The organism is Eubacteriaceae bacterium ES3 (assembly GCA_030586155.1).
Classification (GTDB): Bacteria; Bacillota; Clostridia; order Eubacteriales; family Eubacteriaceae; genus Acetobacterium.
In genome coordinates this window covers 2,265,913-2,290,305 of sequence record CP130741.1, presented here as the reverse complement: position 1 = coordinate 2,290,305, position 24,393 = coordinate 2,265,913, and the positions used below count along the sequence as shown (strand labels likewise).

The following is a 24,393-nucleotide window of genomic DNA, read 5'->3' as shown; positions in this document are numbered from 1 at the left end:
AATGTGTATTTAGGAGTTTTAAATGGAAGAATTTGAAAGAACATTTAAGAAACTGTTTTTTTTGCAGGGAATCCCAGTCATTTTGACGGCAACTATGGTAGTTGGAATGATTATAGGCTTTCAATTGATAACACACAGTTTGGCATTAATAGTCGGTTTAGCTGCAATTATAACAGTTATCATTTTTATAATAAATCAATTTAAGATAGGTCAAAAAATTATAGAAGCTGAAAGGGTTGTTCATGAACAGTTAGCTGATTTGGGGATTGATCAAATTAAAAGCGACTTCCAATGGAGTCTCCAATTTTTTAAAAAAGAAGTGGAAGCACTTTGCGAATATCTTAGAAACATATCTCAAACCGAAGAAATGTTTAGTGAAGGTATTTTCGATATCGAAGCAGGGACGAAAAAAATACAGATAAAAGATTATAACTTACAAAAATTGAGTAAACAGTTGAAGCTTTTGGAAGAGGGGAGTCTTTCAATCGCACAGAATTATATTGACAATAATGATTTCGAGGACCAATTGATGGGTAGTTTTCGGCTAATTGACAAAAATTATCGTGAGCAGTACAAAAGGATTGCAGAAGAAAGAGATTTTCTGGGGTCTATCCTTGATGCATTACCATACTCATTACTGGTTTCCGATGAGAATTTTAAATATAAGTATATTAATAAGAATATGGCTAGTTTTTTAAAAAACAAGGGAATAGCCAAAAGTCGGGAAGTGGCTATTGGGATGGATTGCGAAGTTTCTGGTTCGAATATGTGTGGGAACGAAAACTGTGCCCGTCATCAACTGATTAATAATGGTACCACGGTTACGAAATTCTCCTCACATGGCAATTATTATAAGGAAGATATAGCCTATCTTTTGGATAAAGATGGAAATCCTACATCAGACATTTTGGAATTTACCCTCAATCAGACGGATGTAGTCAGTATAAATGTCTATAATCGGCAGGAAATTAAAAGGCTACATGAAAACCTTGAGCGTTTATCGAATGGAGATTTAAACTTTGATACGGAACTGGGTGAAGCAGGTGAATATACTAAAGAAGTATATGAACAGTTTGATTTGATTCGAACAATGATGAAAAAGGTTGGAGAAAATATTGGCCGGATGATTGATAATACCAGCTGGATGACTGAAGAAATCATCTGTGGGAATCTAAATGCTTCTGTAAAGACAGATGGTTATCAGGGTGCCTGGGCGACGATGATTAGCGGACTCAATGAGATTGTCAGAAAAACCAGAGAACCCCTTGATGAAGTTATATCTGTTATGAGTGCGATTTCACAAGGTGATTTAAACAATTCAATTAAAGGGGATTATCAGGGAGACTTTGAACGTTTAAAGCAAGCAGTAAATAATACAAATATTTCTTTAAGTCAGATCATTGGGAAGATAAAAGGTTTCACCAGAGAGATCAGTTGTAAAAACTTATCAATGCCTGAAATGAGCCAGTTTGAAGGTGATTTTTATGAGATCTCAGATTCACTGAACCATATTACTGAGATTTTAAATGAATTACTCAGAGAAATATTGAACACCGCCAGTCAGGTTTCCTCAGGTACCAGTCAGGTATCTAGTGGTAGTCAGTCGCTGGCCCAGGGATCAACGGAACAGGCAAGTTCGGTTGAAGAATTGACGGCCTCAATCAATGAGCTTACCGGTCAAACCAGAAATAATGCCAGTGCTTCGGAACAGGCTAAAGGTTTGTCACAAAAAGTACACTTTGGTGCGGAAGAGGGTAATCGTCAAATGTCTTCGATGCAGGATGCGATGAAAGAGATCAACCAGTCGTCAGTGGATATTTCAAAAATTATTAAGGTAATTGATGATATTGCCTTCCAGACCAATATTCTGGCCTTAAATGCGGCTGTTGAAGCCGCTCGGGCAGGAGAACACGGTAAGGGTTTTGCAGTCGTGGCTGAAGAAGTAAGAACACTTGCCGCTCGAAGTGCTGATGCGGCCAGAGAGACAACTGCTCTAATTGAAGGTACGATTGGCAAGGTCAAGGTGGGTACCCAAATCGCTGACGATACGGCAGAATCACTTCAAAGTATGGTAACGGGAATTGAAGAGATCGCCGCGATTAATCAATCTATTGCAGCCGCTTCCAGTGAACAGGCAACAGAGATTTTTCAGATTAGTCAGGGAATTGAACAGGTGGCACAGGTTGTTCACCAGAATTCAGCAACTGCTGAAGAAAGTGCTGCAGCCAGTGAGGAGTTATCAGCCCAGGCCGAGCTGCTTAAAGAAAAGTTGCAGATGTTTAAATTAAGAACATAAATATTCAAACCAGCTTTTGCTAAAAAATTGATGAGGTGATGAGATGAGTAAAAAACAGATCTTGGGAATGGCTCTTGGAATTATTGTATTGATCGCGTTTTATTTGTTGCCGGTTCCGGAAGGTTTAACCAGCAATGGAATGATTACCGTAGGTCTTCTGCTTTTCTTCCTAATTATGCTGATAACTGAAGCCCTACCAGTTGGCGTCACCTGTTTTCTCTGTTTGGCCTTGCTGCCGACTTTAGGGATTACAAAGAATCTGGGTTCAGCCTTAAGCGGATTTACCAATACAATTTTGTTTTTTGTTTTGGCTTCCTTCGGTCTGGCGGAAGCGGTTACTTCAACCCCGATTGTTAATAGGGTACTTCACGCACTGCTTAAAAAATTTGGCAAAAATGTCAAAACATGTGTACTGGCTATAATGATTGCGGCCGCTGTAGTCTCGTCAATCATCACCGATGTTCCCAGCGTCGTGGTATTTATGGGAATCGGCGAAGGTTTTCTGCAATTGTTTAAAAATGAAGAAGACCGGAAGCAGACTGCCAAGTCATTGATGATGGGGATTCCCATTGCCGTAATGCTGGGTGGTTTGATGACGTTGGCTGGCAGCGGAATCAATATCTTAACAGTCGGTCTATTACAGAGTATTGCAGGAATCCAAGTAACATTTCTTCAGTGGATGGTTTGTTCCATTCCAATCGCTATTATTATGGTGCCCCTATCCTGGTTTGTCCTGACAAAAGTTTTTCCGCCTGCGGAAATAGATGTGTCAGAAATTAGTGAGTTTATGGAACAGATTGAAGTAAAAGAAAACGTCAGCAGTCGTGAATGGAAGGTAATCACCATTGCAACGGCAATGATGTTTTTCTGGGTAATCAGCTCATTTTTCCCATTTATCGAAGTGGCGGTCGTTTCATTATTTGGTTGCGTTCTCTTCTTTATGCCAGGAATCGAGGTTATTTCCTGGAAACAGTATATGAAAGCGGTCAGTTGGACTTCCTATATTTTAATCGGGTCTGTTTTATGTATAGCTAATACAATTGTCGCCAACGGCGTCAGTGAGTGGTTTGTAACCTATGTGCTACCCAGTTCGCTATCGTTGTCGCTAAGGGGAGGTGTTTTCTTTGTAGCCTCGATGATTTTTCTGATTATGTTGATTGTACCTGTAGCACCTGCACTTATTGGGGTTTTAACACCGGTAATTATAGTCTTGGCGGAAACTATGGGCATCAACCCGGAGTTTCTAATTGTCACGCTAGGACTATGTGCTGGTAACTGTTATCTGTTTCCCATTGATACGATTCCGTTAATTACCTATACTGCGGGTTATTATAAAATGACAGAGATGCCAAAAGCGACGATTTGGCTACAAGTGGCGTTTGTATTATTGGCTACAATTTGGTTACCAGTAGCCGGATTGATGTTTTAGAAATAGATGCTATAGTTGTGAGAATCTGATGCTTAGCAGAATTAGTTTTATAAATTATACATAGTAATTCAAATAATGAAAAATTGCACCACCTAAACGAAAGAAAAAAGTTAAAGGCATATACAACCAGGTTAATGATTTCCTGTTGTGTGTGTCTTTTTATGTGCATAAAAAGTTAACTTAAAGAGGTAATGACATTGTTTTTTCAGGCAGGTAAAAAAAGAATAAGTTGACGTGCAATCTGAAAAGTCTGAATAAATTGTTTTTTCAGTATAAAAAAGAAAACAAAAAAATTAACTGGATCGTTATTGCTCAATCAGTATTTTGATATGAAACTTAATTCCCAATGAATAAAAAATTATCGGCATAGTAGATCATTTGCGGTATAATGTTAAAACAAAGATAAGTTTATTCTGAAACAAAACAGGATGGACATACAAGAGGAGTTGATGGTTTTGAAACAAATTCTTGCGACCTATTTAAAACCCAATATGGGGAAGATGAGTGTCGGAATATTTTTTAAATTTACCGGATCGCTGATGGATTTGCTGATCCCTTACATCCTGGCCCATATTATTGACCAGGTGATACCATTAAAGGATCAATCATTGATTTTTATCTGGGGCGGATTGATGATCCTTTGTTCGATAGCCGGATTTTTGTTTAACGTCATTGCCAACCGGGTAGCGGCAGAGGTGGGGCGTGAAACAACAAGAGGATTGAGACATGATCTGTTTAAGAAAATTTTGTTTTTATCCAGTCATCAACTGGATCAAATCAGTCGGGCATCAGTGATTTCGCGATTGACCAGCGATACCTATAATATTCATATTATGATCACAAGAATCCAGCGCTTAGGGATAAGGGCTCCGATTATGATTATCGGAGGGATTATTATTACCATGATGATGGATCCGATGCTGGCTTCCATTTTAGTGGCAACCATGCCCGTCATGCTTTTTTTTATGTTTATTGTTACCAGAAAAAGTATCCCATTGTTTGCACAATTGCAAAAAACTACTGATCATTTTGTCCGGATTGTCAGGGAAGACATTTCAGGCATTCGGGTTATAAAGGCACTGTCAAAAACGAGTCACGAAAAAAAGCGGTTTGATGAAATCAATAAAAACCTGAACAGTCAGGAAAATAAAGCCAGACGTAATGTTGCGGCGCTTAAGCCACTTTTAAACATTTCACTGAATTTGGGCTTGGTGGCGGTCATTGTTGTCGGTGCATATCTGGTCAATGCCGGCCAGTCGGAAGTAGGGAAAATTCTGGCTTTTATGACTTATTTTACCATTATATTAAATACCTTTATGGCTATTACAAGGCTCTTTGAGATTATTACCAAAGCGACGTCCTCAGCTAATCGTATCACAGCTGTTTTAAACTTTACCGAGGAACTAGCGGTAAAGCAGCTGCCTGAAGGGAATACTGAAGCCTATATTGAATTCGAAAATGTTTCATTTTCCTATAATAAAAAGGATGACAATCTGAAAAACATCTCATTTTCCCTTAAGAAAGGAGAAACCCTGGGGATTATTGGGGAGACAGGTGCAGGAAAGACAACTTTAATTAATTTATTATTGCGTTTTTATGATGTTGATAGCGGTCGAGTATTAATTGAAGGCCAGGATATCAGAGCGATCGATAAAAAAGACCTTTACCAGAAATTTGGCGTGGTTTTTCAGAACGATATGATTTTTGAAGACAGCATTTTTGCTAATGTTCAGTTTGGCCGAGAAATTAGTCAAGAAGTGTTTAATCAGGCCATTGATCATGCCGGGGCACGGGAATTTGTTGACAAAAAAGAACATGAGGGTCTTGATAAACTAAAAATAAGAGGTGCCAATCTTAGTGGTGGTCAGAAACAAAGAATCCTGATTGCCAGGGCTTTGGCCGGAAATCCGGAGATTCTAATTCTTGACGATGCCTCAAGTGCCCTGGATTATCAGACGGATGCTGATTTTAGAAAAGCACTGCAAGAGGATTACCGACAGACAACCAGGGTTATTGTCGCCCAGCGAATCAGTTCCATTATGTCGGCAGATCATATTCTTGTTTTGGAAGACGGACATAAAATTGCCTGGGGAAGCCATGATGAGTTGATGGCGTCCTGTGCAATTTATCGCGAAATTGCAGCGTCTCAAATGGGGGTGGACTTATGCGTCAATCAGTAAAAACGGATAAACCTAAAGATCGAAAACAGGCTCTTAAACGGCTTGTAGATTATCTTCTGCCCTTTAAATGGCCGCTGGTACTAGCCTTTATTCTGATGTTGGCTTCAAATATTTTAGTCCTGGTTGGGCCGATGCTGGCTGGTTATGCCATTGACGCGATTAAACCCGGGGCAGTCGATTTTCCAGAGGTATTTTTCTACGCTGGTCTGATGGTGGTTTTTTACCTGTTTTCAGCAATATTGATTTATCTGCTGGAGCTATTGATGATATATATCAGTCGTAAAGTATCTTATCTTATGCGGCAGAAGGTTTTTAACCAGATGATGGATTTGCCGGTAGGATATTTTGATTCCCATGCGACGGGAGACGTTATCAGTCGCATTTCATACGACATCGATACGGTGAATTCGTCATTGGCCAGTGATCTTGTCTCAATGGGATCAGCATTTATTATTGTTGTTGGTTCCCTGGCCATGATGATGTCAATTTCTCTAAAATTGATCGGAATTTTTGTTATAACAGTACCCATTTCACTCTTGGTATCCCGGAGATTGGTAAAGAGGAACCGTCCGCTATTTTCAAAGCGTTCAAAAAAGCTGGGTCTCTTAAATGCCTATGGTGAAGAAATGATATCTGGAATTCATGCTCTTAGAGTTTACGGTCAGGAAAACAGGACGATCAGCAATTATGATTCGAAAAATAAAGAAGCAGTGGATGCCTACTATCAGGCCGAATATCATGGTTCTATGGTTTTTCCAGCGGTCAATCTGATCAATAATATTTCCTTGTCACTGATAGCGGTATTGGGAGCGGTGTTCTTTCTTAATGGCAGCATGACAATTGGGATGATTTCTTCATTCATTTTGTATTCCCGAAAGTTTTCCGGACCGATTAATGAGATGGCGAATTTAAGCAATGATATTCAATCGGCTTTGGCTGCCGCAGAAAGGGTTTTTAACCTGCTTGATGAATTGCCGGAAAAGGAAGACGGCCAAACCGCCATTGAGCTGACCGATGTTTCAGGAAGTGTGAAGTTTACAAATCTTCAGTTTGGATATGAACCGGAACAGGTTATTATTCAGGATTTAAGCTTAAAAATAAAACCCGGCCATCTGGTGGCCATTGTTGGTCCTACCGGAGCAGGAAAAACGACGATTATTAATCTTCTGATGCGGTTTTATGATGCCGATGATGGATTTATTTATATTGATGGACAGGAAGTAAGGGAGTTAAAAAGGGACAGTCTGCGAAGTGCCTTTGCCATGGTCCTTCAGGATACCTGGCTGTTTAATGGAAGCATTTATGAAAATCTCGTATATGGAAATGATCAGGTTACGAAAGACCAGGTGATTGAAGCAGCAAAAGCAGCCCGGATTCATTCTTTCATCGAACATTTGCCAAATGGTTACGACACAATTTTAAGTGAAGAGGGAACTAATATCTCTAAAGGGCAGAAACAGCTCTTAACTATAGCCCGGGCCATGCTTCTGGATGCTCGGATGCTGATTCTTGATGAAGCGACTTCCAACGTGGATACCCGGACTGAGAAAAAAATTCAGGCCGCCATGCGCGACCTGATGAAAGACAAGACCTGTTTTGTCATTGCTCACCGCCTATCGACGATCGAAAATGCCGATCTTATTCTTGTCGTTGACGAAGGAAAAATTGTTGAAGAAGGCAGACACCAGGAACTTCTTGACAAACAGGGGATGTACTGGCGGCTTTATCAGGCCCAGTATCAGTAATTTATTCTCCCTGGAGGTAATAATATAAATATCTAGGTAACTGACTAAATGGTTAGTGGTAATCGACTGTATAGAATTTTTTAGGGATCAATTTGCTCGATCATAAAAGCAGATAAGCCACTGGAGAATTTTGCTCAATGTTAATATGATTTCTGAGGTTTTTATTACTTTATTGACAATATAGTCATAAAGTAGGTACAATCTAGATAAGAATAAATGCGTGAATACTATTTAAAAGGTGAACGAATGTTATATATCGATCGAAGAAAAGAAATATTTAATACAATATTAGAAAAGGGTTCTGTAAAAGTGTCAAACCTTGCTCAAAAATATGAGGTCGGCGAAGCAACGATTCGTCGTGATTTGAAATATCTTGCCGATGAATATGGCATCACCCTGTCTTATGGTGGTGCTTATCGACGAGAAAATATTAATTCTCATACAACGATTGAACTGGATATCTTTAAAAAAAGGACCCAGAACATCGAAGAAAAACAGTTTATAGCTCAAAAGGCCGCTAAATTAATTGAAACTGGTGACACGATTGCTTTAAATGCCGGCAGTACAGTTGAACTGATCTTAGATTATCTGGAAGATGTAAAAGATATTAATCTGATCACACTTTCTTTGAATGTGGCTTTAAAAGCCTCAACAATACCAGGCATCACCGTCTATATGCCTGGTGGAAAACTTAGGAGTTTTTCAGGTGCTTTCTATGGAAAAGAGGCGAATGAGTTTTTAAGAAGCTTTAATATTGATAAAGCGTTTATGGGCGTTATGGCAGTATCCATTAATAAAGGGGTTACTCATGGTGCCTTCGAAGAAGTGGAAATCAATCAAATTATTTACGAAGTCAGCAGTAAATGCTATCTGCTGGCTGATTACACAAAATTTGATCAAGTCTCTTTGACGAAAATTGTTGATTTAACTGAATTTGATGGTTTTATACTGGATGATAAAACGCCAGAGATTTACCGGGAATACTGCAGAACTAATGATATCGAAATAATTTAAAAAATTTTTTTACAGCGCTTCTTTGTTTGAAGCGTTTTTTTTATGTAATTAAAATCAATATCATTTTAGTATATTACATTATTATACGATTTTACAACTCTGAGGTATCGTGGAATTTATTCATAAATACATCTTACTATCAAATATCGAACACAAAGTTGCCATAATATTATCATAAAGTAGATATAAAGTTGCTATTCGACTGTTGACATTACGATAATATGATGGTATATTGTAGTTGTAATCAGTAGTAAATACTTTATATTTACGAAATAACTCGTGGCCACGGGTAATTCAGATGTTTTATTGTTCAGAAAGCGAGGATAAAATGAATTCACGAGAAAGAGTGATGGCAGCAGCCAATCATCAGGAACCTGATCGAGTACCAGTCGATATGGTACTTACCATTGATGTATACCGCGATATGAAAAAAGTATTAAATATGGATTATTTACCGGACAGTCCGAGAATGGGACGATGGACCGAGGTCCAGATGCCGATTGAAATGATCAAAAAGCTGGAACTGGATATGTATTATATTTCGCCACGTTCCGGGGTCTCAGTACATACAAAAAAATTTGACGATGGAAGTTTCACCGACGAATGGGGATGTTACTGGAAAAAAACAGCTATTGATGGCGGCCATTTCTACTTTGAGCTGGTTAATCCGCCGCTGGCAAATGCTACAATTGAAGATCTGGAAACGTATCAATGGCCTGATCCGGAAGACCCTTTAAGGTATGCCGGATTGAATGAAGAAATGAAAGAAGTTCGGGAAACCACCGACCTGGCTATATTGGCAAAATTTGCCGGCGCTGTATTTGAATTGGCAACCTATATGCGCGGTCATGAACAGTGGTATAGAGATATTATTAATAACCAGGAATTCGCCCATGCGCTGATGGACAAAATATGTCAGATCCAAAAAAGGACGAATGAAGTCATTATGGCCGAAGTTGGGAAATATGTCGACATTTTGAGACTCAGTGGTGAAGATCTGGGCATGCAGGATCGTCCTTTAATGTCTCCTAGAACTTTCAAAAAAGTTGTCAAACCGCATTTAAAGGAACATTTTGAACATGCCAAGAAAACCCTGCATCAATATAATCCGGAAGCGAAAATCATGTTGCATTCCTGTGGAGCTATTAAGCCTTTTATTGCTGACCTGGTTGAATGTGGAGTAGATGTACTCGATCCTGTTCAGCCTGCTGCTGCCAATATGAATCGATATGAATTAAAGAAAGAGTTTGGCGATGATATTGTATTTCATGGCAATATTGATATTCAAAATATCTTGCCTTTCGGAACGAAAGAAGAAATTACCTACGAAGTGCATGAAGCGATTAAGGCATTGGCACCTGGCGGCGGATATTTACTATCACCAGCGCATAATGTCCAGGGGGATGTCAGCGCCGAGAACCTGATTCACATGATAGATTGTGCCCATAAATTCGGAAAGTATCCCATTAATTTGGATTGAAATTTAGAAACGGAGAACAAAATGGAAATCTTAAAAAAGATATCAGACACCCTTTATGATGGGGATGAATTTGCAATGCCTGCCTTAGTCCAAGAAGCCATAGATGCTGGATGCAGCGCTCAGGAAGTGCTGGATGCCATGATGGAAGGGATGGCTGTCGTCGGCGAAGAATTCAGTCGCGATGAGTTATATATTCCTGAAGTACTTTGCTCCTGTCATGCCATGATGGAAGGTTCAAAGGTTTTAAAACCATTGTTAACAGACCAAGATTCAAAATCACTGGGAACCGTTATCCTTGGCAGTGTTCAGGGTGATATGCATGACATCGGTAAAAACCTGGTTGGCATGATGCTTGAAGGTCGCGGACTCAAAGTTATCGATATCGGTATCGATGTACCGGCTGAGAAATTTGTTGAAGCAGCCATTAAACATGATGCAGATATCGTCGCCTGTTCAATCCTGCTGACTACGACCATGCCGGAAACGCCAAAAGTTGTTAAAGCTTTTATTGATGCCGGAATTCGTGATAATGTAAAAATTATGATCGGTGGCGCACCAATTACTCAGGATTTTTGCGACAAAACCGGCTGCGATGCATTTGCAAAAGATGCTGGCGGGGCGGCAGCACTGGCTGTCAAAATATGTGAAAATAAATAAGCTGCTTGGATATAATATTATTACGGTTGTTGTGGAATTTATTGTAAACGATGAAGTCTTGCAGCATCCTTCTAAGGAGTAGGCATGATAATAATTGGAGAAAAAATCAATGGTACGATTCCAGTTGTCAAAGAAGCCATTGAAAAAAGAGATGAAGAATTTATTGCCAAAAGGGCAATCATGCAAGCTGAAGCGGGCGCTGATTATATTGATGTTTGTGCCAGCACATCACCGGAACTTGAGATCGACGCTTTAAAATGGCTGATGAATGTGGTGCAGGATGTTACAGACACACCGCTTTGTATTGACAGTCCTAACCCCAGAGTCATAGAAGCCGTTTTTAAAGATGCTAGACGTCCTGGTTTGCTCAATTCAATTTCAGGGGAAGGGGATAAATGCGAAGTACTTTTGCCCTTACTGTCAGGAAATACCTGGGAGGTTGTGGGGTTGACCTGTGATGATAATGGAATCCCGCGAGACGTTGACACAAAGATAAGAATAACCAAACAAATGGTTGAAAAAGCATCGAAATATGGGGTGACTACAGAGCGAATTCATATCGATCCATGTTTACTTGCTTTGGCAACGAAAAATGATTCATTTACAAATTTCACAAATGAAATTGAACAAATCAGGGCATTGTACCCAGACATCCACATTACTTCAGGATTAAGCAATATTTCATTTGGATTGCCTGGACGAGCGCTGGTCAACAAGACCTTTATGGCGCTTGCGATACAAGCTGGAATGGACTCTGCCGTTATGGATCCGACCAACAAAGATATGATGGGAACCATTTATGCGACCTATGCTTTACTCGGTAAAGACCGAAATTGCCGAAAATACAGCAAGGCTTTTCGAGCCGGGATCATTGGCACCAAAAAGAAATAGTTTCCTCAATAAAAATAATTGTCAGTCTCTGAAGTTGTCTTGGAGTAATTTAAAAGTGAGCAACACGGTAACTTCCACAGATAAATTGTATACCCTATTTTGCAGTTTTGAGATTCAGTTTTTATTCTAAGGCAACTGCAGGGACTGATTTAAAATCGAATCCACATTTTTCACAAAGAATGTAAACGTTATATTGAATATTTGATTAAAAGAATTTATAATTTAAAGGAGTAAAAAATGGGAAAATATGTACTTGTTATTGATGAAGGAACAACTGGAACCAGGGCTTTGATTTTCAATCAGAAATTACAAATCGTAGCTCAAAGTTATGAAGAATTCACACAATATACGCCAAGTGAAGATAAGGTCGAGCATGATGCCGTTGAAATTTATGATAAAAGTATTAAGATGTGTAAAAAAGCGATTGGTGAGGCAATGATTTCTCCGGAAGAAATTGCCTGCTTAGGAATTACCAACCAGCGCGCAACCTGTTTGTTGTGGGATAAATCAACTGGCGAGCCGCTTTATAATGCGATTGTCTGGCAGGATAACCGAACGGCTGATTTCTGCCAGGAATTAAATGCCGGTGAATGGGGTGAAAAGGCGAGAAAAACGACAGGCTGGACAGTGGCTCCTGTTTATTCGTCTTTAATGCTTAATTGGTATCTTGAAAATGTTCCGGGGATCAAAGAAAAAATCGAAAAGGACGAAGTCCTCTTTGGGACGATTGATACATGGCTGATCTGGAAATTAACCGGTGGCCAGAAACATGCGGTCAGCTATTCAAATGCTTCTGTAATGGGAAGTCTTGATTTAAAAACTGGAAAATGGTATGAAGAATTCTTAACCTTCTTGGGAATTGATACCAAAATTTATCCGGAGATTCTTGCTGACTCCGGCGATTACGGTAAAACGACAAAAGACATTTTTGGAGCAGAAATTCCTATTACTGGAGACATTGCAGATCAGCATGCGGCTTTATATGCACAGGGATGCCGTACTTCCGGAACCGGTAAAATCACCAATGGGACAGGATCTTTTCTGGATATTAATGTCGGAAAAGAATGTGTTATTTCAGATGAAGGACTGAATACTGTGATTGCCTGGAAAATTGGAGATGAGATGTATTATGCGCTTGAAGGCTATGAAGCGGTTACCGGATCATCAATCCAGTGGTTAAGGGATGGACTTGGAATCATTGCCGCCTCCAGCGAGACAGAAGCTCTAGCCCGGTCTGTTGAAGATACCAACGGGGTATATTTTGTTCCTGCGTTGGCTGGACTGAGCGCCCCTTATCATGATCCTTACGCCAGAGGTACTATTTTAGGAATAACCCGGGGAGCTACAAAAGCGCATCTGGTCAGAGCAACATTGGAGGGGATTGCATTCAGACTAAAAGATATTATGGATGTTGTCAGTAATGAAGCGGGCATCACAATGAAAACTGTGCGAATCGATGGTGGTGCATCAAAAAACAATTTACTGGCGCAGATTATGGCAGATATGATGAATGTCCAGGTGGATCGGCCTTTCTCGGTTGAAGCAACCAGTTTGGGAGCAGCTGAAATGGCGGGTTTATTTATTGGTCTTTGGAAGGAAGAAGATTTTGATACAGCCTTGACAATTGATGCCAGCTTTCAACCGGAAATATCAGAAGAAAAAAGAACCAGAGCCTATAGTGGCTGGAAAGAAGCGATTAAGCGCTCGATGAATTGGAATGTATAAGTAATGTTTAAACATTCATGCTACTTAAAGATGCATGGAACTACATTATAAATATACGGAAGAGAGCAAACCAAGCGAAAATTCCCATCATTCTTTTTTAGTCAATACTAAAACCCGATTACAGATTTTCTGTTCTGTAATCGGGTTTGTCTGTGCGCTGAAACCAAGGAGCAGACTTTTTTTGTGAATGAAACAATCAAGGCGTAAATATCTGCATATCCCGGTACTGAATAGCTTCTGCCAGGTGAGTAGTGGTAATATGATCTGAATTAGAAAGATCAGCAATAGTTCGAGAAAGTTTTAAAATACGATGATAGCCCCTTGCGCTTAGTTTCATTTTCTGATAACATTTCTCCATCATGCTCTGCTCCATTTTTCCCAATGCACAGTGCTTCTCAAGCAGCTTTGGGGTCAATTGTGAATTAAAGAAAATTCCGGAGTTCTGGTAGCGATTATTCTGTATCATTCGAGCCTGGTCAACGCGTTCTTTAATGGTTTTAGAGCTTTCACCTTTGGGGCGGGTCTGAATTTCTTCATAGGTTGAGGAAGGGATATGGATAAAAATATCCATCCGATCCATCAAAGGCCCGGAAATTTTACCCTGATAGGACCTGACCTGGGCCGGTGTGCAGGTGCACTGGTGATGGGGATCAGTAAGATAACCGCAAGGACAGGGATTGAGCGAGGCAATCAGCGTAAATTTAGCCGGGAAGGTCAACGAGGCATGAACCCGGGAAATCGAAACGGATTCATCTTCGATGGGTTGTCTTAATACTTCTAAAGCAGACTTTTTAAATTCCGGCAATTCGTCTAGAAATAAAACCCCCAAATGGGCCAGTGAAACTTCGCCTGGTTTGGGGATCCGTCCGCCGCCAACCAGCGATGACGTGGAAATGGTATGGTGGGGAGCACGAAAAGGGCGCTTGCAGATCAGGGCCTGACTATTTAAAAGACCGGAAATGCTATGGATTTTTGTGATTTCCAGAGCTTCATCCAGGGTCAGATCGGGAAGAATCCCGGGAAAGGCTTTGGCCAGCATAGTTTTTCCAGCTCCAGGAGCCCCTGACATCATGACGTTATGGGAACCGGCAGCAGCAATTTCAAGGGCTCGCTTGGCCTGTTCCTGACCGCGGATATCACAAAAATCAGTACTATAATCGCCATTTTGCTGATTGAGAAGGGTCTGAACATTTAAAGAGAAGGAATCTGGCAGCAGTTCGCCTTTTAGAAAATCGACGCAGTCACAAAGATTTGGCATCGGATAAACATCAATGTCATGGACAACAGCTGCTTCATAGCGGTTTTTTTCTGGGACCAAAACGCTTTTAAAACCATTTTTTTTGGCAGCCAAAATCATTGGCAGAACTCCGTTGACCTGGTGAATTTCACCGCTTAGAGAAAGTTCACCAATAATCATACAATCGTTAAGCAAATCAGTTTCCAGTTGACCGGAGGCACAAAGAATCCCTAGGGCGATAGGCAAATCATAGGCAGAACCTTCTTTTTTTAGGTCTGCGGGCGCCAGGTTAATGGTGATACGCTCCATGGGATATTGGAAGCCGGAATTTTTTATCGCCGAAAAAACCCTATCCTTGGCTTCGCGAATTCCGGCATCGGGCAAACCGACAAGTGAAAAACCGGGGAGTCCCCGTGAGATATCGATTTCAACGGTGACGGGGAACCCGTCAATGCCCATAAGTCCACAGCTGAATATTTTTGATAACATGATGCCCTCCCAGATTTATAAGTATAATTATTAAAATTATATGCTAAAAGTTCTGTTTGGAACAGAGAAAATTTTTATTTGGAGAAATAGATGAAAGAAGAAAAAGGAATTTTTCTGGTAGCACTGGCTATGATACTCTTTTCTACTGGTGGTTTTTTTATTAAACTCATTGATACCAGTGCAACGACCATTACCTTTGTTCGAGCGATTATTGCCTGTTTGATGTTTATGCCCTTTATGCAGTGGAAAAAATTAAAAATAAGTAGTAATGCCATCATCCTGGCCCTGGCATATTCTTTTTTAAGTATTGTATTTGTCCTGACAACCAAAATGACTACAGCGGCAAACGCGATTATATTTCAATGCACAGCCCCTTTATGGTTGTATGCCTACTATGTTTTGCGGGGGAAGAAAATTGAAGGCCGGGAACTAATGCCCAGAATTTTAATTCTAATTGGGATTGTGACTATTTTTTCTGATTCCACCGGCGGGAATATGGTCGGGGATCTGCTGGCTTTAAGTAATGGGATTGCTTACGCTTTTGTCCAATATTATATGGATAAAGAATATTCCTATTCGGATGTAACGGTAACAGGCTTAAATAATCTGGTTTTGGCTTTTGTCTGTATTGTGCTTTTTAATCGGCAGTTTACCTTTAATACGATTAATATCCCTGGCTGGATTGCTCTTCTCTATCTGGGCGTTTTCCAGATTGGGGTAGCCTATCTGGTGTTTTTAAAAGGTGTAAAACGGGTTTCGGCGCTTAAATCTTCAATGATAGCCCTTTTGGAGCCGATTCTAAATCCGATTTTTGTGATGATTTTTGTTGGAGAAGTCCCATCGGCCCTTTCGTTTCTGGGATTTGCTTTGATTCTGTCAGGAATTGTCTGGGCGATGGTTCCAGTTAACTTACGTTCAGCTCTGCCACAAAAAAAATAACCGGACAATTGTCCGGTTTTTTTAGCTTAAGAAATATTAGTTTCTACATTTATTCAACTTTGAAATTTTTGACGATTTGTACGTTGATGATTTTTGAGATTTCCAGAGATTCTTCAACCGTCTGATCAATCAGCTTAGCATCCAGGTGCATATTGGATAAACACATCCGAATGTTCATGTTTACAAATTCACTGGGGGAACAGTCGATCAGGCCGGCATCGTAAGCAAGGCTGACACCCTGGGTGGATCCCATATTGGCATAGGTTATATATTCGATTTCATATGGTTCCAGATCAAGGGAACAGCTCTTAACCAGATTATCATAGAAATCAAGCATGATACTTTGCTGTTTATAAATCACATTTTCTTCCAGTAAATTAAAATAAAAGCGGGCATAGTTTTTATTCTGACGCAGTGCCTGGTTTAAAAAACGCATTTCAACTGTGGTCTGCAAAAGGAGCGTCGTTTCGATGCCTGCCTGATTAAGCTTGGTTAGAATAGCTTCTTTGAAATCACGCATCAGCTGATTGTTGACTTCTATTCCCAAACCGCTTTTAGCACCAAAATAATAATTAATCAGACCGACATTGCTGCTTGAACTCTTAGCAATTTGGGCACAGGTCGTATTGGTATAACCTTTCTCATAAAAAAGACTTTTTGAGGTTTCAAAAATTTTTTCTTTTGTTTCAATCCCGACTTTATATTTCCCCATACTTCACTTCCTTCTATATTTGCTGTCAGGGAAATTATCCCTTAATTTCTTGTCGTTTAAGTTTTATTTCAGCTTATCACAATTTAGTATAAAATTCAAGATACATAATTGTACTGAATTTAAAAATAATGCGTTAATTAGGCATTAACGCATTATTGATAAGGACATAAGACTTACAGTTACTAAAGGACTTATTGGCAGCAGTACTGTGCCAGCCAACTGCGATTAAGAGATATCGCTTTTTTCACTTGTTCTTCAGCTGGACCCCCAGTGAGATTACGTTGATTGACGCAAGTGCTTAAATCAATTGCAGAAAAAATAGTTTCGTTAAATACTGGTGAAATCTGCTGATATTCTAAAAGTGTCAGATCATCCAGGCTTTTGTTGTTTTCAAGTGCATAGAAAACCAGTTTCCCGATAATCTCATGAGCATCACGAAAAGCAACACCCTGTTTAACCAGCCAATCTGCGGCGTCAGTTGCATTTGTAAAACCGCCGGCAGCCGCCTTTTTCATTGATTCGTGATTGACCTTGATGGTAGCGATCATTTTAGTAAAGGTAATGACACAAATTTTAATGGTATCCCAGGCATCAAAGACCGGTTCCTTGTCTTCCTGCATATCTTTGTTATATGCCAGGGGGATGCCTTTCATGGTAGTTAAAAGTCCCATCAGATCACCATAAACGCGACCGGTTTTACCGCGAACCAGTTCAGCAATATCGGGGTTTTTCTTTTGCGGCATAATGCTGGAACCGGTGCTGAAGGCGTCATCCAGGGTAATGAAACCAAATTCACTGCTGCACCAGAGAATAATTTCTTCAGAGAAACGGCTTAAATGCATCATCAGAACTGAAGCGGCTTCCAGAAAATCAATGCAGAAATCCCGATCGGCCACTGCATCCAGACTGTTTAAACTGATAGCCGAGAAATCCAGTGTCTTTGCAACCATTTCGCGATCAAGCGGATAAGTGGTGGTTGCCATTGCTGCTGAACCCAGGGGGAGAACATCAGCCATTTCTATGACTTGTTTAAACCGGATAATATCACGTTTGAACATTTCTGTATAAGCCATCAGGTGGTGGGCAAAAGTAATGGGTTGAGCCCTTTGTAGATGGGTATATCCTGGCATGATCGTTTGAGTATGGGTTTCAGACAGATTTAAAAGCGTCTGAATCAGATCTCTGACCAGAGTTGCTGATTCACCGGCGATTTCTTTGACAAAAAGGCGCATATCGGTTGCGACCTGGTCGTTTCGGCTACGACCGGTATGAAGTTTTTTTCCGATATCACCGATTCGTTCGGTCAAAATCGACTCAATATTCATATGAATATCTTCCATAGCAATTGAGAATTCAATTTGCCCGGCTTCAATGTCAGACAGAATGTCTTTTAAAGTTTTTACGATGATCTCAGCCTCGTCGGCAGGGATAATTCCCTGCTGTCCAAGCATTTGAGCGTGAGCGATGCTGCCCTGAATATCCTGTTTATATAACCGCTGATCGAATGAAATAGACGAATTAAAGTCGTCTGTTAAAAGGTCGGTGCTTTTAGAAAACCGACCTCCCCACATTTTTTTAGACATTTTCTATTTTTCCTGTTCTTCCTGACTCATACGCATAAGTGCTCGGACTTTAAGAGGCAGTCCAAACAAATGGATGAATCCTTCAGCATCTTTATGGTCGTAAAGATCACCAGTTGTAAAGCTGGCAATTTCTGCATTATATAATGAATAGGGTGAAGAAACACCGGTCAAAATGATATTTCCTTTGTAGAGTTTTAACTCAACACTTCCAGTGACTGTTTTCTGAGTTTCATCAACAAAAGCGGTTAAAGCCTCGCGAAGCGGAGTAAACCATTCGCCATTGTAGGCAAGTTCAGCAAACTTAACTGCCGCCTGCTGTTTAAAACCAAAAGTCTGGCGATCCAGACACATATGTTCCAGTTCTTCGTGGGCTTTATATAAAATTGAACCACCTGGTGTTTCATAAATACCACGGGATTTCATACCGACGACGCGGTTTTCAATCAAATCAACGATACCAACGCCATGACGTCCACCGATGGTATTGAGTTCAGATAGAAGTTCACGACCACTCATTTCCTTGCCGTTTAATTTGACTGGAATTCCCTGTTCAAAATCGATTTTGACAACTTCGGCTTCATCAGGTGCATCTTCGACGGGAGTAGTCATCTGTAACAGTTTTTTATATTGTGGTTCCAGAGTGGGATCTTCAAGCTCCAGGCCTTCGTGGCTCATATGTAAGATGTTTTTATCACGGCTGTAGCTGTTGCTGATTGTCATGGGAACTTTAATATCATGCATGATACAATAGTTCATGGCATCTTCACGAGATTTGATATCCCAGATTCGCCAGGGAGCAATAATTTTAAGCTGTGGAGCCAGGGCACCAATTGTTAATTCAAATCGGACCTGATCGTTTCCTTTACCGGTAGCGCCATGACAGATTGCTTCGGCGCCTTCTAAAAGCGCATATTTGACCAGAACTTTAGCAATCAAAGGTCGGGCCAGTGAAGTACCTAAAAGATATTTTTTCTCGTAGACGGCGTCAGCTTTAAGCGCAGGCCAGACGTAGTCTTCAACAAATTCATCGGTAACATCTTCAATATATAGTTTGCTGGCACCAGATGAAAGAGCACGTTCCTCAAGGCCCTCAAGTTCAGTACCCTGTCCCACATCGACGCAGACAGCGATGACTTCATAATCATAGGTGTTTTTCAGCCAAGGTATAATCGTGGTTGTATCCAATCCGCCTGAATAGGCAAGAATTACTTTTTTATTCATAATATCTATCCTCCTGTTTTGAACAGTTTATTTTACATGAATGATTATACATGGGTTTGAATAAAAGAGCAAGCAAAAAATGAAAAAAGTTTAAAAAAATAAATAAATATTCAGCAATGCGCTTGATTATTCAGTGAGAAAGGATTATAATACGGTAATAATCAAAAAACAAACAAAACCAGGACAGAAAAAGACATATTTGATAGAATAAAATAGAGAAAGTATGTAAATATGTCACAAAAGATGAGCTATCTGATACTTATTGTATTAGTATAACCGTTGGTATCAGAATAATGAAAATTCAGTCAGTTAAAATCTTAAGGAAAATTAAGATTAATGAAGGAAACAGGGAAAGAGAGAATTAAAATGATTAAAGCATCAGTAATCGGCGCAACAGGATACGCAGGACAGGAACTGGTCAGGTTGTTAATGAGACATCCTGAAGTTGAACTGGTATCTTTAGGTTCTAGAAGTTATTCGGGTCAGAAGTATTCGGAGATCTACAATAATTTCAGAGATTTAACCAATCTAATATGCGAAGCCGGAGACATGGAGGTTCTTGCAGAACAGTCTGATGTAGTTTTTCTGGCTATGCCACACGGAATTGCATCCAAAATGGTCTCGCCGGAGATTTTAGAAAAGACAGTGGTTATTGATCTTGGCGCAGATTATCGGCTTAATGATATTAATATATATAATGAATGGTATAAAACTGAACATGGCAGTCAGGAGCTTCTGTCGCAGGCTGTTTATGGTTTGTGTGAACTGCATCGGGAGGAGATAAAAAGGGCCAGGTTGATTGCCAATCCCGGTTGTTATACTACCTGCAGTATTTTAAGTCTGGCTCCGTTAATTCAGGAAGGTCTGATCGATGAGCATTCTATTATAATAGATGCTAAATCAGGAGTATCGGGTGCAGGTAGAAGTGTTTTACAGGATTCCATGTTTGCCGAGGTCAATGAGTCCATTAAGGCCTATAAAATTGGTGATCACCGGCACACACCGGAAATTGAACAGGAACTGCAGGCACTTAACAAAAAGAAATTTAACGTCCTGTTCACACCGCATTTGGTACCCATGAACCGGGGAATTTTAGCAGTATCCTACGCCAGCTTGAAGCCAGGAGTCACAGAGCTTGAGATTAAAGATGCCTACGAGAAAATGTATCAGAAGGAATACTTTATTCGCCTCACAGGCGAAAAAATGCCGGAAACCCGATGGGCCCGTGGTACAAACTTTGTGGATATTGGCTTTAAAATGAATCCCAGAACCAATCGAGTTGTGGCAGTTGGTGCCATTGACAATTTGATTAAGGGGGCAGCGGGACAGGCTGTGCAGAACATGAATATTGTATTTGATATTGAGGAAAAAGCCGGGATTGATATGATTGCCGATTTTCCGATTTAATAACAGGAGAAGAAAATGAAAATTATAAATGATGGAAATGCCGGATTGGCTCAAGGTTTTAAACTGGGCGGATTGCATTGCGGCATCAAGAAAGATAAACTCGATTTAGCTGTCTTAGTGTCGGAAAAACCGGCAACAGCTGCAGTAAAAACCACTACCAATTGCGTTAAAGCAGCACCAATACTTTGGTGTAACGAGGTTATGAAAAGTTCAAAAAAACAGGTGATAGTAGTCAACAGTGGCAATGCCAATGCCTGTACTGGAACTCAAGGTTCTCAAGCGGTTTTAAAGACGGCAGAAAAAGCAGCGGCTATTTTTGATGTTGATAAAGAAGCAGTCCTTATTGCCTCGACTGGTGTAATCGGCGTTCCGTTGCCAGTTAAAAAAATCCTGACAGGACTCGAACAGATCAGCCTGAATGATTCCCCTGAAGCGGGTGTGGAAGCAGCAGAAGCGATTTTGACGACGGACACCGGAATTAAAACAGTCGGAGTTGAAATTGAAATAAAAGGAAAAACTGTAAAAATTGGTGGAATGGCTAAGGGTTCGGGAATGATTCATCCCAATATGGCAACCATGCTGTCTTTTGTGACCACCGATATCTGTATTGATGAAAAATTACTGGATTCATTACTGACCGAGGTAACTCAGGAAACCTACAATATGATTTCAGTGGATGGTGATACTTCTACCAATGATATGGTGACTGTACTGGCAAATGGAATGGCTGGCAATGATTGTCTTTGCGAAAATGATCCGGATCTGGAGACTTTTAAGGAAGCCTTTTTATATGTACATAAAACCTTAGCAAAGAAAATCGTCCGTGATGGAGAAGGGGCTACAAAATTTGTGGAGGTTGAGGTGCGTGGCGCAAAGACTAAAGCAGACGCTCGGACTTTGGCAAAATCAGTAATCACCTCGAATCTTTTCAAAGCGGCAATGTTCGGTGAAGATGCCAACTGGGGACGGGCACTTTGTGCTTTAGGATATTCGGGAGTAAAATTTGATCCATTAAAAGTATCTTTGGTCTTTTCCAGCTCTGCTGGGATGGTAACGCTTTTAAACGATGGGATGCCAATCGCTTTTGATGAAGAAGAAGCATTGGCGGTCCTCAAGGAAACGGATTTGCATATCGATGTAGAACTGGAAGAAGGTTCGGAAAAGGCTATTGCCTGGGGATGTGATTTATCCTATGAGTATGTTAAAATTAATGGTGACTATCGTAGTTAAAGTTGTCACCGAACGGTTTAAAAAAAAGAAAGCGTGGTAAAATGGAAAAGTATATTGAAAAGGCTAAGATTTTAATTGAAGCACTACCCTATATTCAACAGTTTAAAAAGAAAATAATGGTCATTAAATATGGTGGAAGCTTCATGTACGACGAGCAGATTAAACAGTCGGTGATGGATGATATTTCACTGATGTGTCTGGTCGGTATTCGTCCCATCATCGTTCATGGTGGTGGTAAAGATATTTCCGGTCTGCTCAATGATCTGGATATCCAGACTGAGTTTGTCGAAGGTTTGCGTGTCACCAATGAAAAAGTAGTGGAAGTGGCCGAAATGGTTTTATCAGGTAAAATAAACAAGGAGTTGGTGCAGCTGCTGCAAGACCGTGAGATATCAGCAGTGGGTCTTTCGGGAAAAGACGGCGGTATGATCAAGGTTAAGAAAAAATTCGTCAACGATCTTGATATCGGATATGTGGGGGAAATTTTCCATATTGATGATAAAATCCTGAAAGCTGTATTAAAGGAAGATTTTCTGCCAGTTATTGCTCCGATTGGGACCGATAAAACGGGACAGAGTTACAATATCAATGCTGATCATGTGGCTTGCGCAATTGCTGCCCATTTGAAAGCTGAAAAACTGATTTACTTAACTGATACAGATGGGGTGTATATGGATCCGGAAAATCAGGATTCTATTATTCATCGTCTGTTTACCGATAATGTGCCAAAACTGATTGAAGAGGGGATTATCTCGGGTGGTATGATACCTAAAGTTGAAAGCAGTGTTGAGGCTTTAAATGCAGGGGTTAATTCAGTACATATCTTGGATGGAAAAGTGGAACACTCGCTGCTTTTAGAATTGTTTACAGCCGCCGGTGTCGGCACAATGATTCGAGAATCGATTGTCTAGGAGGATTTTATGGTTGAACGAGGAAATAAAGTTATTATGGAAACCTATAAACGATTTCCAATTGAATTTGTCAGTGGATCTGGTTGTACACTGACCGACAGCGAAGGAAAAAAATATTTGGATTTTGTGGCTGGAATTGCCGTAAACTCTTTGGGACATTGCCATCCTGGCTTTAGCAAAGTAGTTAAAGAGCAACTTGACAGCCTGATTCATGTATCAAACCTGTATTGGACTGAACCGGCTATAGCACTTGCAGAGGCGCTGGTAAAATATAGTGGACTGGATAAGGTTTTTTACTGTAACAGTGGGGCTGAAGCCTGCGAAGCTGCTTTAAAGCTTTGTCGGGTTTACGGCAAGCTTAATAAAAGTGAAGATGCTGTTGAAATTATTTCAATGGACCAGTCTTTTCATGGCCGTACCTATGCAGCTATCACCGCTACCGGTCAAAAGAAATATCAGAAAAATCTGGAACCGCTGATGCCTGAGATTTATCATGTTCCCTTTAACGATATCGAGGCTTTGAAAAAGCAGATTTCTCCAAAAACCTGTGGGATTATTCTGGAAGCAATTCAGGGCGAAGGCGGAATCAATCCAGCGGATGCAGAATATTTAAAAGAAGTGCGAGAGATTTGTGATCGTGAAAATATTGTCCTGATATTTGATGAGGTACAAACTGGGATTGGCCGAACGGGTGAGCTGTTTGCCTATCAGAAATATGGTGTTACACCGGATGTGGTGACGATGGCTAAAGGTCTTGGCGGCGGTCTGCCAATCGGCGGAATTATTGCCAAGGATAAGATGGCATCGGTCTTTACACCAGGTACTCATGCTTCCACTTTTGGTGGCAATCCTTTAGTTTGTGCAGGTGGACTTTTCGTGATAGAAACCCTGATGGCTGATGGCTTTTTAGCAGAGGTCCAGGATAAGGGGGATTATCTTAAGGGAAAATTATTGGCGCTAAAAGAAAAATATGATTGTATTAAAGATGTGCGTGGAATGGGACTGATGATCGGGGTAGAAGTTGATAAAGCACCAGGTGAAATTGTTGCCAAAGCAATGGAAGACGGACTGCTTTTAGTCGGGGCTGGTGATTCAGCAATTCGTTTTGTGCCGCCACTGGTAGTAACAAAAGCCGAAATCGATCAGGCTGTTGAAATTTTTGAGAAAGCGCTATAAAGCGCTTTTTTCATGCAGGTTTAAGGATTCTTAAATATAATAAAAAGCTAAGGAATAAATTGGATATTAAT

Annotated in this window: 18 protein-coding genes; 14 read left to right on the top strand and 4 right to left on the bottom strand. The window is 40.4% G+C overall.

Annotated elements, in window-relative coordinates:
- Positions 1–22 precede the first annotated feature (22 nt).
- From Q5O24_10475 to Q5O24_10435, 9 genes are all read left to right on the top strand, one after another.
- Positions 23–2,296, top strand: a complete 2,274-nt coding sequence (locus Q5O24_10475; GenBank protein WKY46782.1) for a methyl-accepting chemotaxis protein — start codon at positions 23–25, stop codon at positions 2,294–2,296.
- Positions 2,297–2,339: 43 nt separating this feature from the next.
- Positions 2,340–3,725 carry an SLC13 family permease gene (locus tag Q5O24_10470; protein ID WKY46781.1) on the top strand — a complete coding sequence of 462 codons (1,386 nt, stop codon included), beginning with the start codon at positions 2,340–2,342 and terminating at the stop codon, positions 3,723–3,725.
- A 428-nt stretch (positions 3,726–4,153) separates the two neighbouring features.
- On the top strand, positions 4,154–5,905 hold the full coding sequence (locus tag Q5O24_10465; protein ID WKY46780.1) for an ABC transporter ATP-binding protein: 1,752 nt from the start codon (positions 4,154–4,156) through the stop codon (positions 5,903–5,905).
- Entirely contained in the window at positions 5,890–7,650 is a 1,761-nt protein-coding gene (locus Q5O24_10460; GenBank protein ID WKY46779.1) for an ABC transporter ATP-binding protein, read from the top strand. Before Q5O24_10465 ends, Q5O24_10460 begins: the two co-directional genes overlap by 16 nt.
- Before the next feature lie 216 nt (positions 7,651–7,866).
- On the top strand, positions 7,867–8,664 hold the full coding sequence (locus Q5O24_10455) for a DeoR/GlpR family DNA-binding transcription regulator (GenBank protein ID WKY46778.1): 798 nt from the start codon (positions 7,867–7,869) through the stop codon (positions 8,662–8,664).
- A 328-nt stretch (positions 8,665–8,992) separates the two neighbouring features.
- Entirely contained in the window at positions 8,993–10,144 is a 1,152-nt protein-coding gene (locus tag Q5O24_10450; protein WKY46777.1) for a uroporphyrinogen decarboxylase family protein, read from the top strand.
- 21 nt (positions 10,145–10,165) lie between these two features.
- Positions 10,166–10,801, top strand: coding sequence for a corrinoid protein (locus tag Q5O24_10445; GenBank protein ID WKY46776.1), 636 nt, complete (start codon positions 10,166–10,168; stop codon positions 10,799–10,801).
- 84 nt (positions 10,802–10,885) lie between these two features.
- On the top strand, positions 10,886–11,692 hold the full coding sequence (locus tag Q5O24_10440; GenBank protein WKY46775.1) for a methyltetrahydrofolate cobalamin methyltransferase: 807 nt from the start codon (positions 10,886–10,888) through the stop codon (positions 11,690–11,692).
- Between the two features lie 237 nt (positions 11,693–11,929).
- Positions 11,930–13,417 (top strand): glycerol kinase, encoded by a 1,488-nt coding sequence (locus tag Q5O24_10435; protein ID WKY46774.1) that lies wholly within the window; start codon positions 11,930–11,932, stop codon positions 13,415–13,417.
- Positions 13,418–13,613: 196 nt separating this feature from the next.
- On the opposite strand, the gene Q5O24_10430 is transcribed toward Q5O24_10435, so the two are convergent.
- Positions 13,614–15,143: a YifB family Mg chelatase-like AAA ATPase gene (locus tag Q5O24_10430; protein WKY46773.1), complete on the bottom strand. Its 1,530-nt coding sequence runs from the start codon at positions 15,141–15,143 to the stop codon at positions 13,614–13,616.
- Between the two features lie 90 nt (positions 15,144–15,233).
- Here Q5O24_10430 and Q5O24_10425 point away from each other — a divergent pair, with 90 nt between their 5' ends.
- Positions 15,234–16,082, top strand: coding sequence for an EamA family transporter (locus Q5O24_10425; GenBank protein ID WKY46772.1), 849 nt, complete (start codon positions 15,234–15,236; stop codon positions 16,080–16,082).
- Between the two features lie 49 nt (positions 16,083–16,131).
- Here the strand turns inward: Q5O24_10425 and Q5O24_10420 are convergent, their stop codons facing one another.
- The 3 genes from Q5O24_10420 to Q5O24_10410 all read right to left on the bottom strand — a co-directional run bounded on the left by Q5O24_10420 (position 16,132) and on the right by Q5O24_10410 (position 19,598).
- Positions 16,132–16,794, bottom strand: coding sequence for a TetR family transcriptional regulator (locus Q5O24_10420; GenBank protein ID WKY46771.1), 663 nt, complete (start codon positions 16,792–16,794; stop codon positions 16,132–16,134).
- 191 nt (positions 16,795–16,985) lie between these two features.
- Positions 16,986–18,377 (bottom strand): argininosuccinate lyase, encoded by a 1,392-nt coding sequence (argH, locus tag Q5O24_10415; GenBank protein WKY46770.1) that lies wholly within the window; start codon positions 18,375–18,377, stop codon positions 16,986–16,988.
- A gap of 3 nt (positions 18,378–18,380) precedes the next feature.
- Positions 18,381–19,598 carry an argininosuccinate synthase gene (locus Q5O24_10410; GenBank protein WKY46769.1) on the bottom strand — a complete coding sequence of 406 codons (1,218 nt, stop codon included), beginning with the start codon at positions 19,596–19,598 and terminating at the stop codon, positions 18,381–18,383.
- A gap of 366 nt (positions 19,599–19,964) precedes the next feature.
- Between Q5O24_10410 and argC the strand changes: the two genes are divergently transcribed.
- Genes argC through Q5O24_10390 form a run of 4 tightly spaced genes read left to right on the top strand, consistent with a single transcriptional unit; the run spans position 19,965 to position 24,322 of the window.
- Positions 19,965–21,005: an N-acetyl-gamma-glutamyl-phosphate reductase gene (gene argC, locus Q5O24_10405; protein WKY46768.1), complete on the top strand. Its 1,041-nt coding sequence runs from the start codon at positions 19,965–19,967 to the stop codon at positions 21,003–21,005.
- A 15-nt stretch (positions 21,006–21,020) separates the two neighbouring features.
- Positions 21,021–22,235, top strand: coding sequence for a bifunctional glutamate N-acetyltransferase/amino-acid acetyltransferase ArgJ (argJ, locus tag Q5O24_10400; GenBank protein ID WKY46767.1), 1,215 nt, complete (start codon positions 21,021–21,023; stop codon positions 22,233–22,235).
- A 41-nt stretch (positions 22,236–22,276) separates the two neighbouring features.
- Positions 22,277–23,146, top strand: a complete 870-nt coding sequence (gene argB / locus Q5O24_10395) for an acetylglutamate kinase (protein WKY46766.1) — start codon at positions 22,277–22,279, stop codon at positions 23,144–23,146.
- Between the two features lie 9 nt (positions 23,147–23,155).
- Positions 23,156–24,322 (top strand): acetylornithine transaminase, encoded by a 1,167-nt coding sequence (locus tag Q5O24_10390; protein WKY46765.1) that lies wholly within the window; start codon positions 23,156–23,158, stop codon positions 24,320–24,322.
- Positions 24,323–24,393 lie beyond the last annotated feature (71 nt).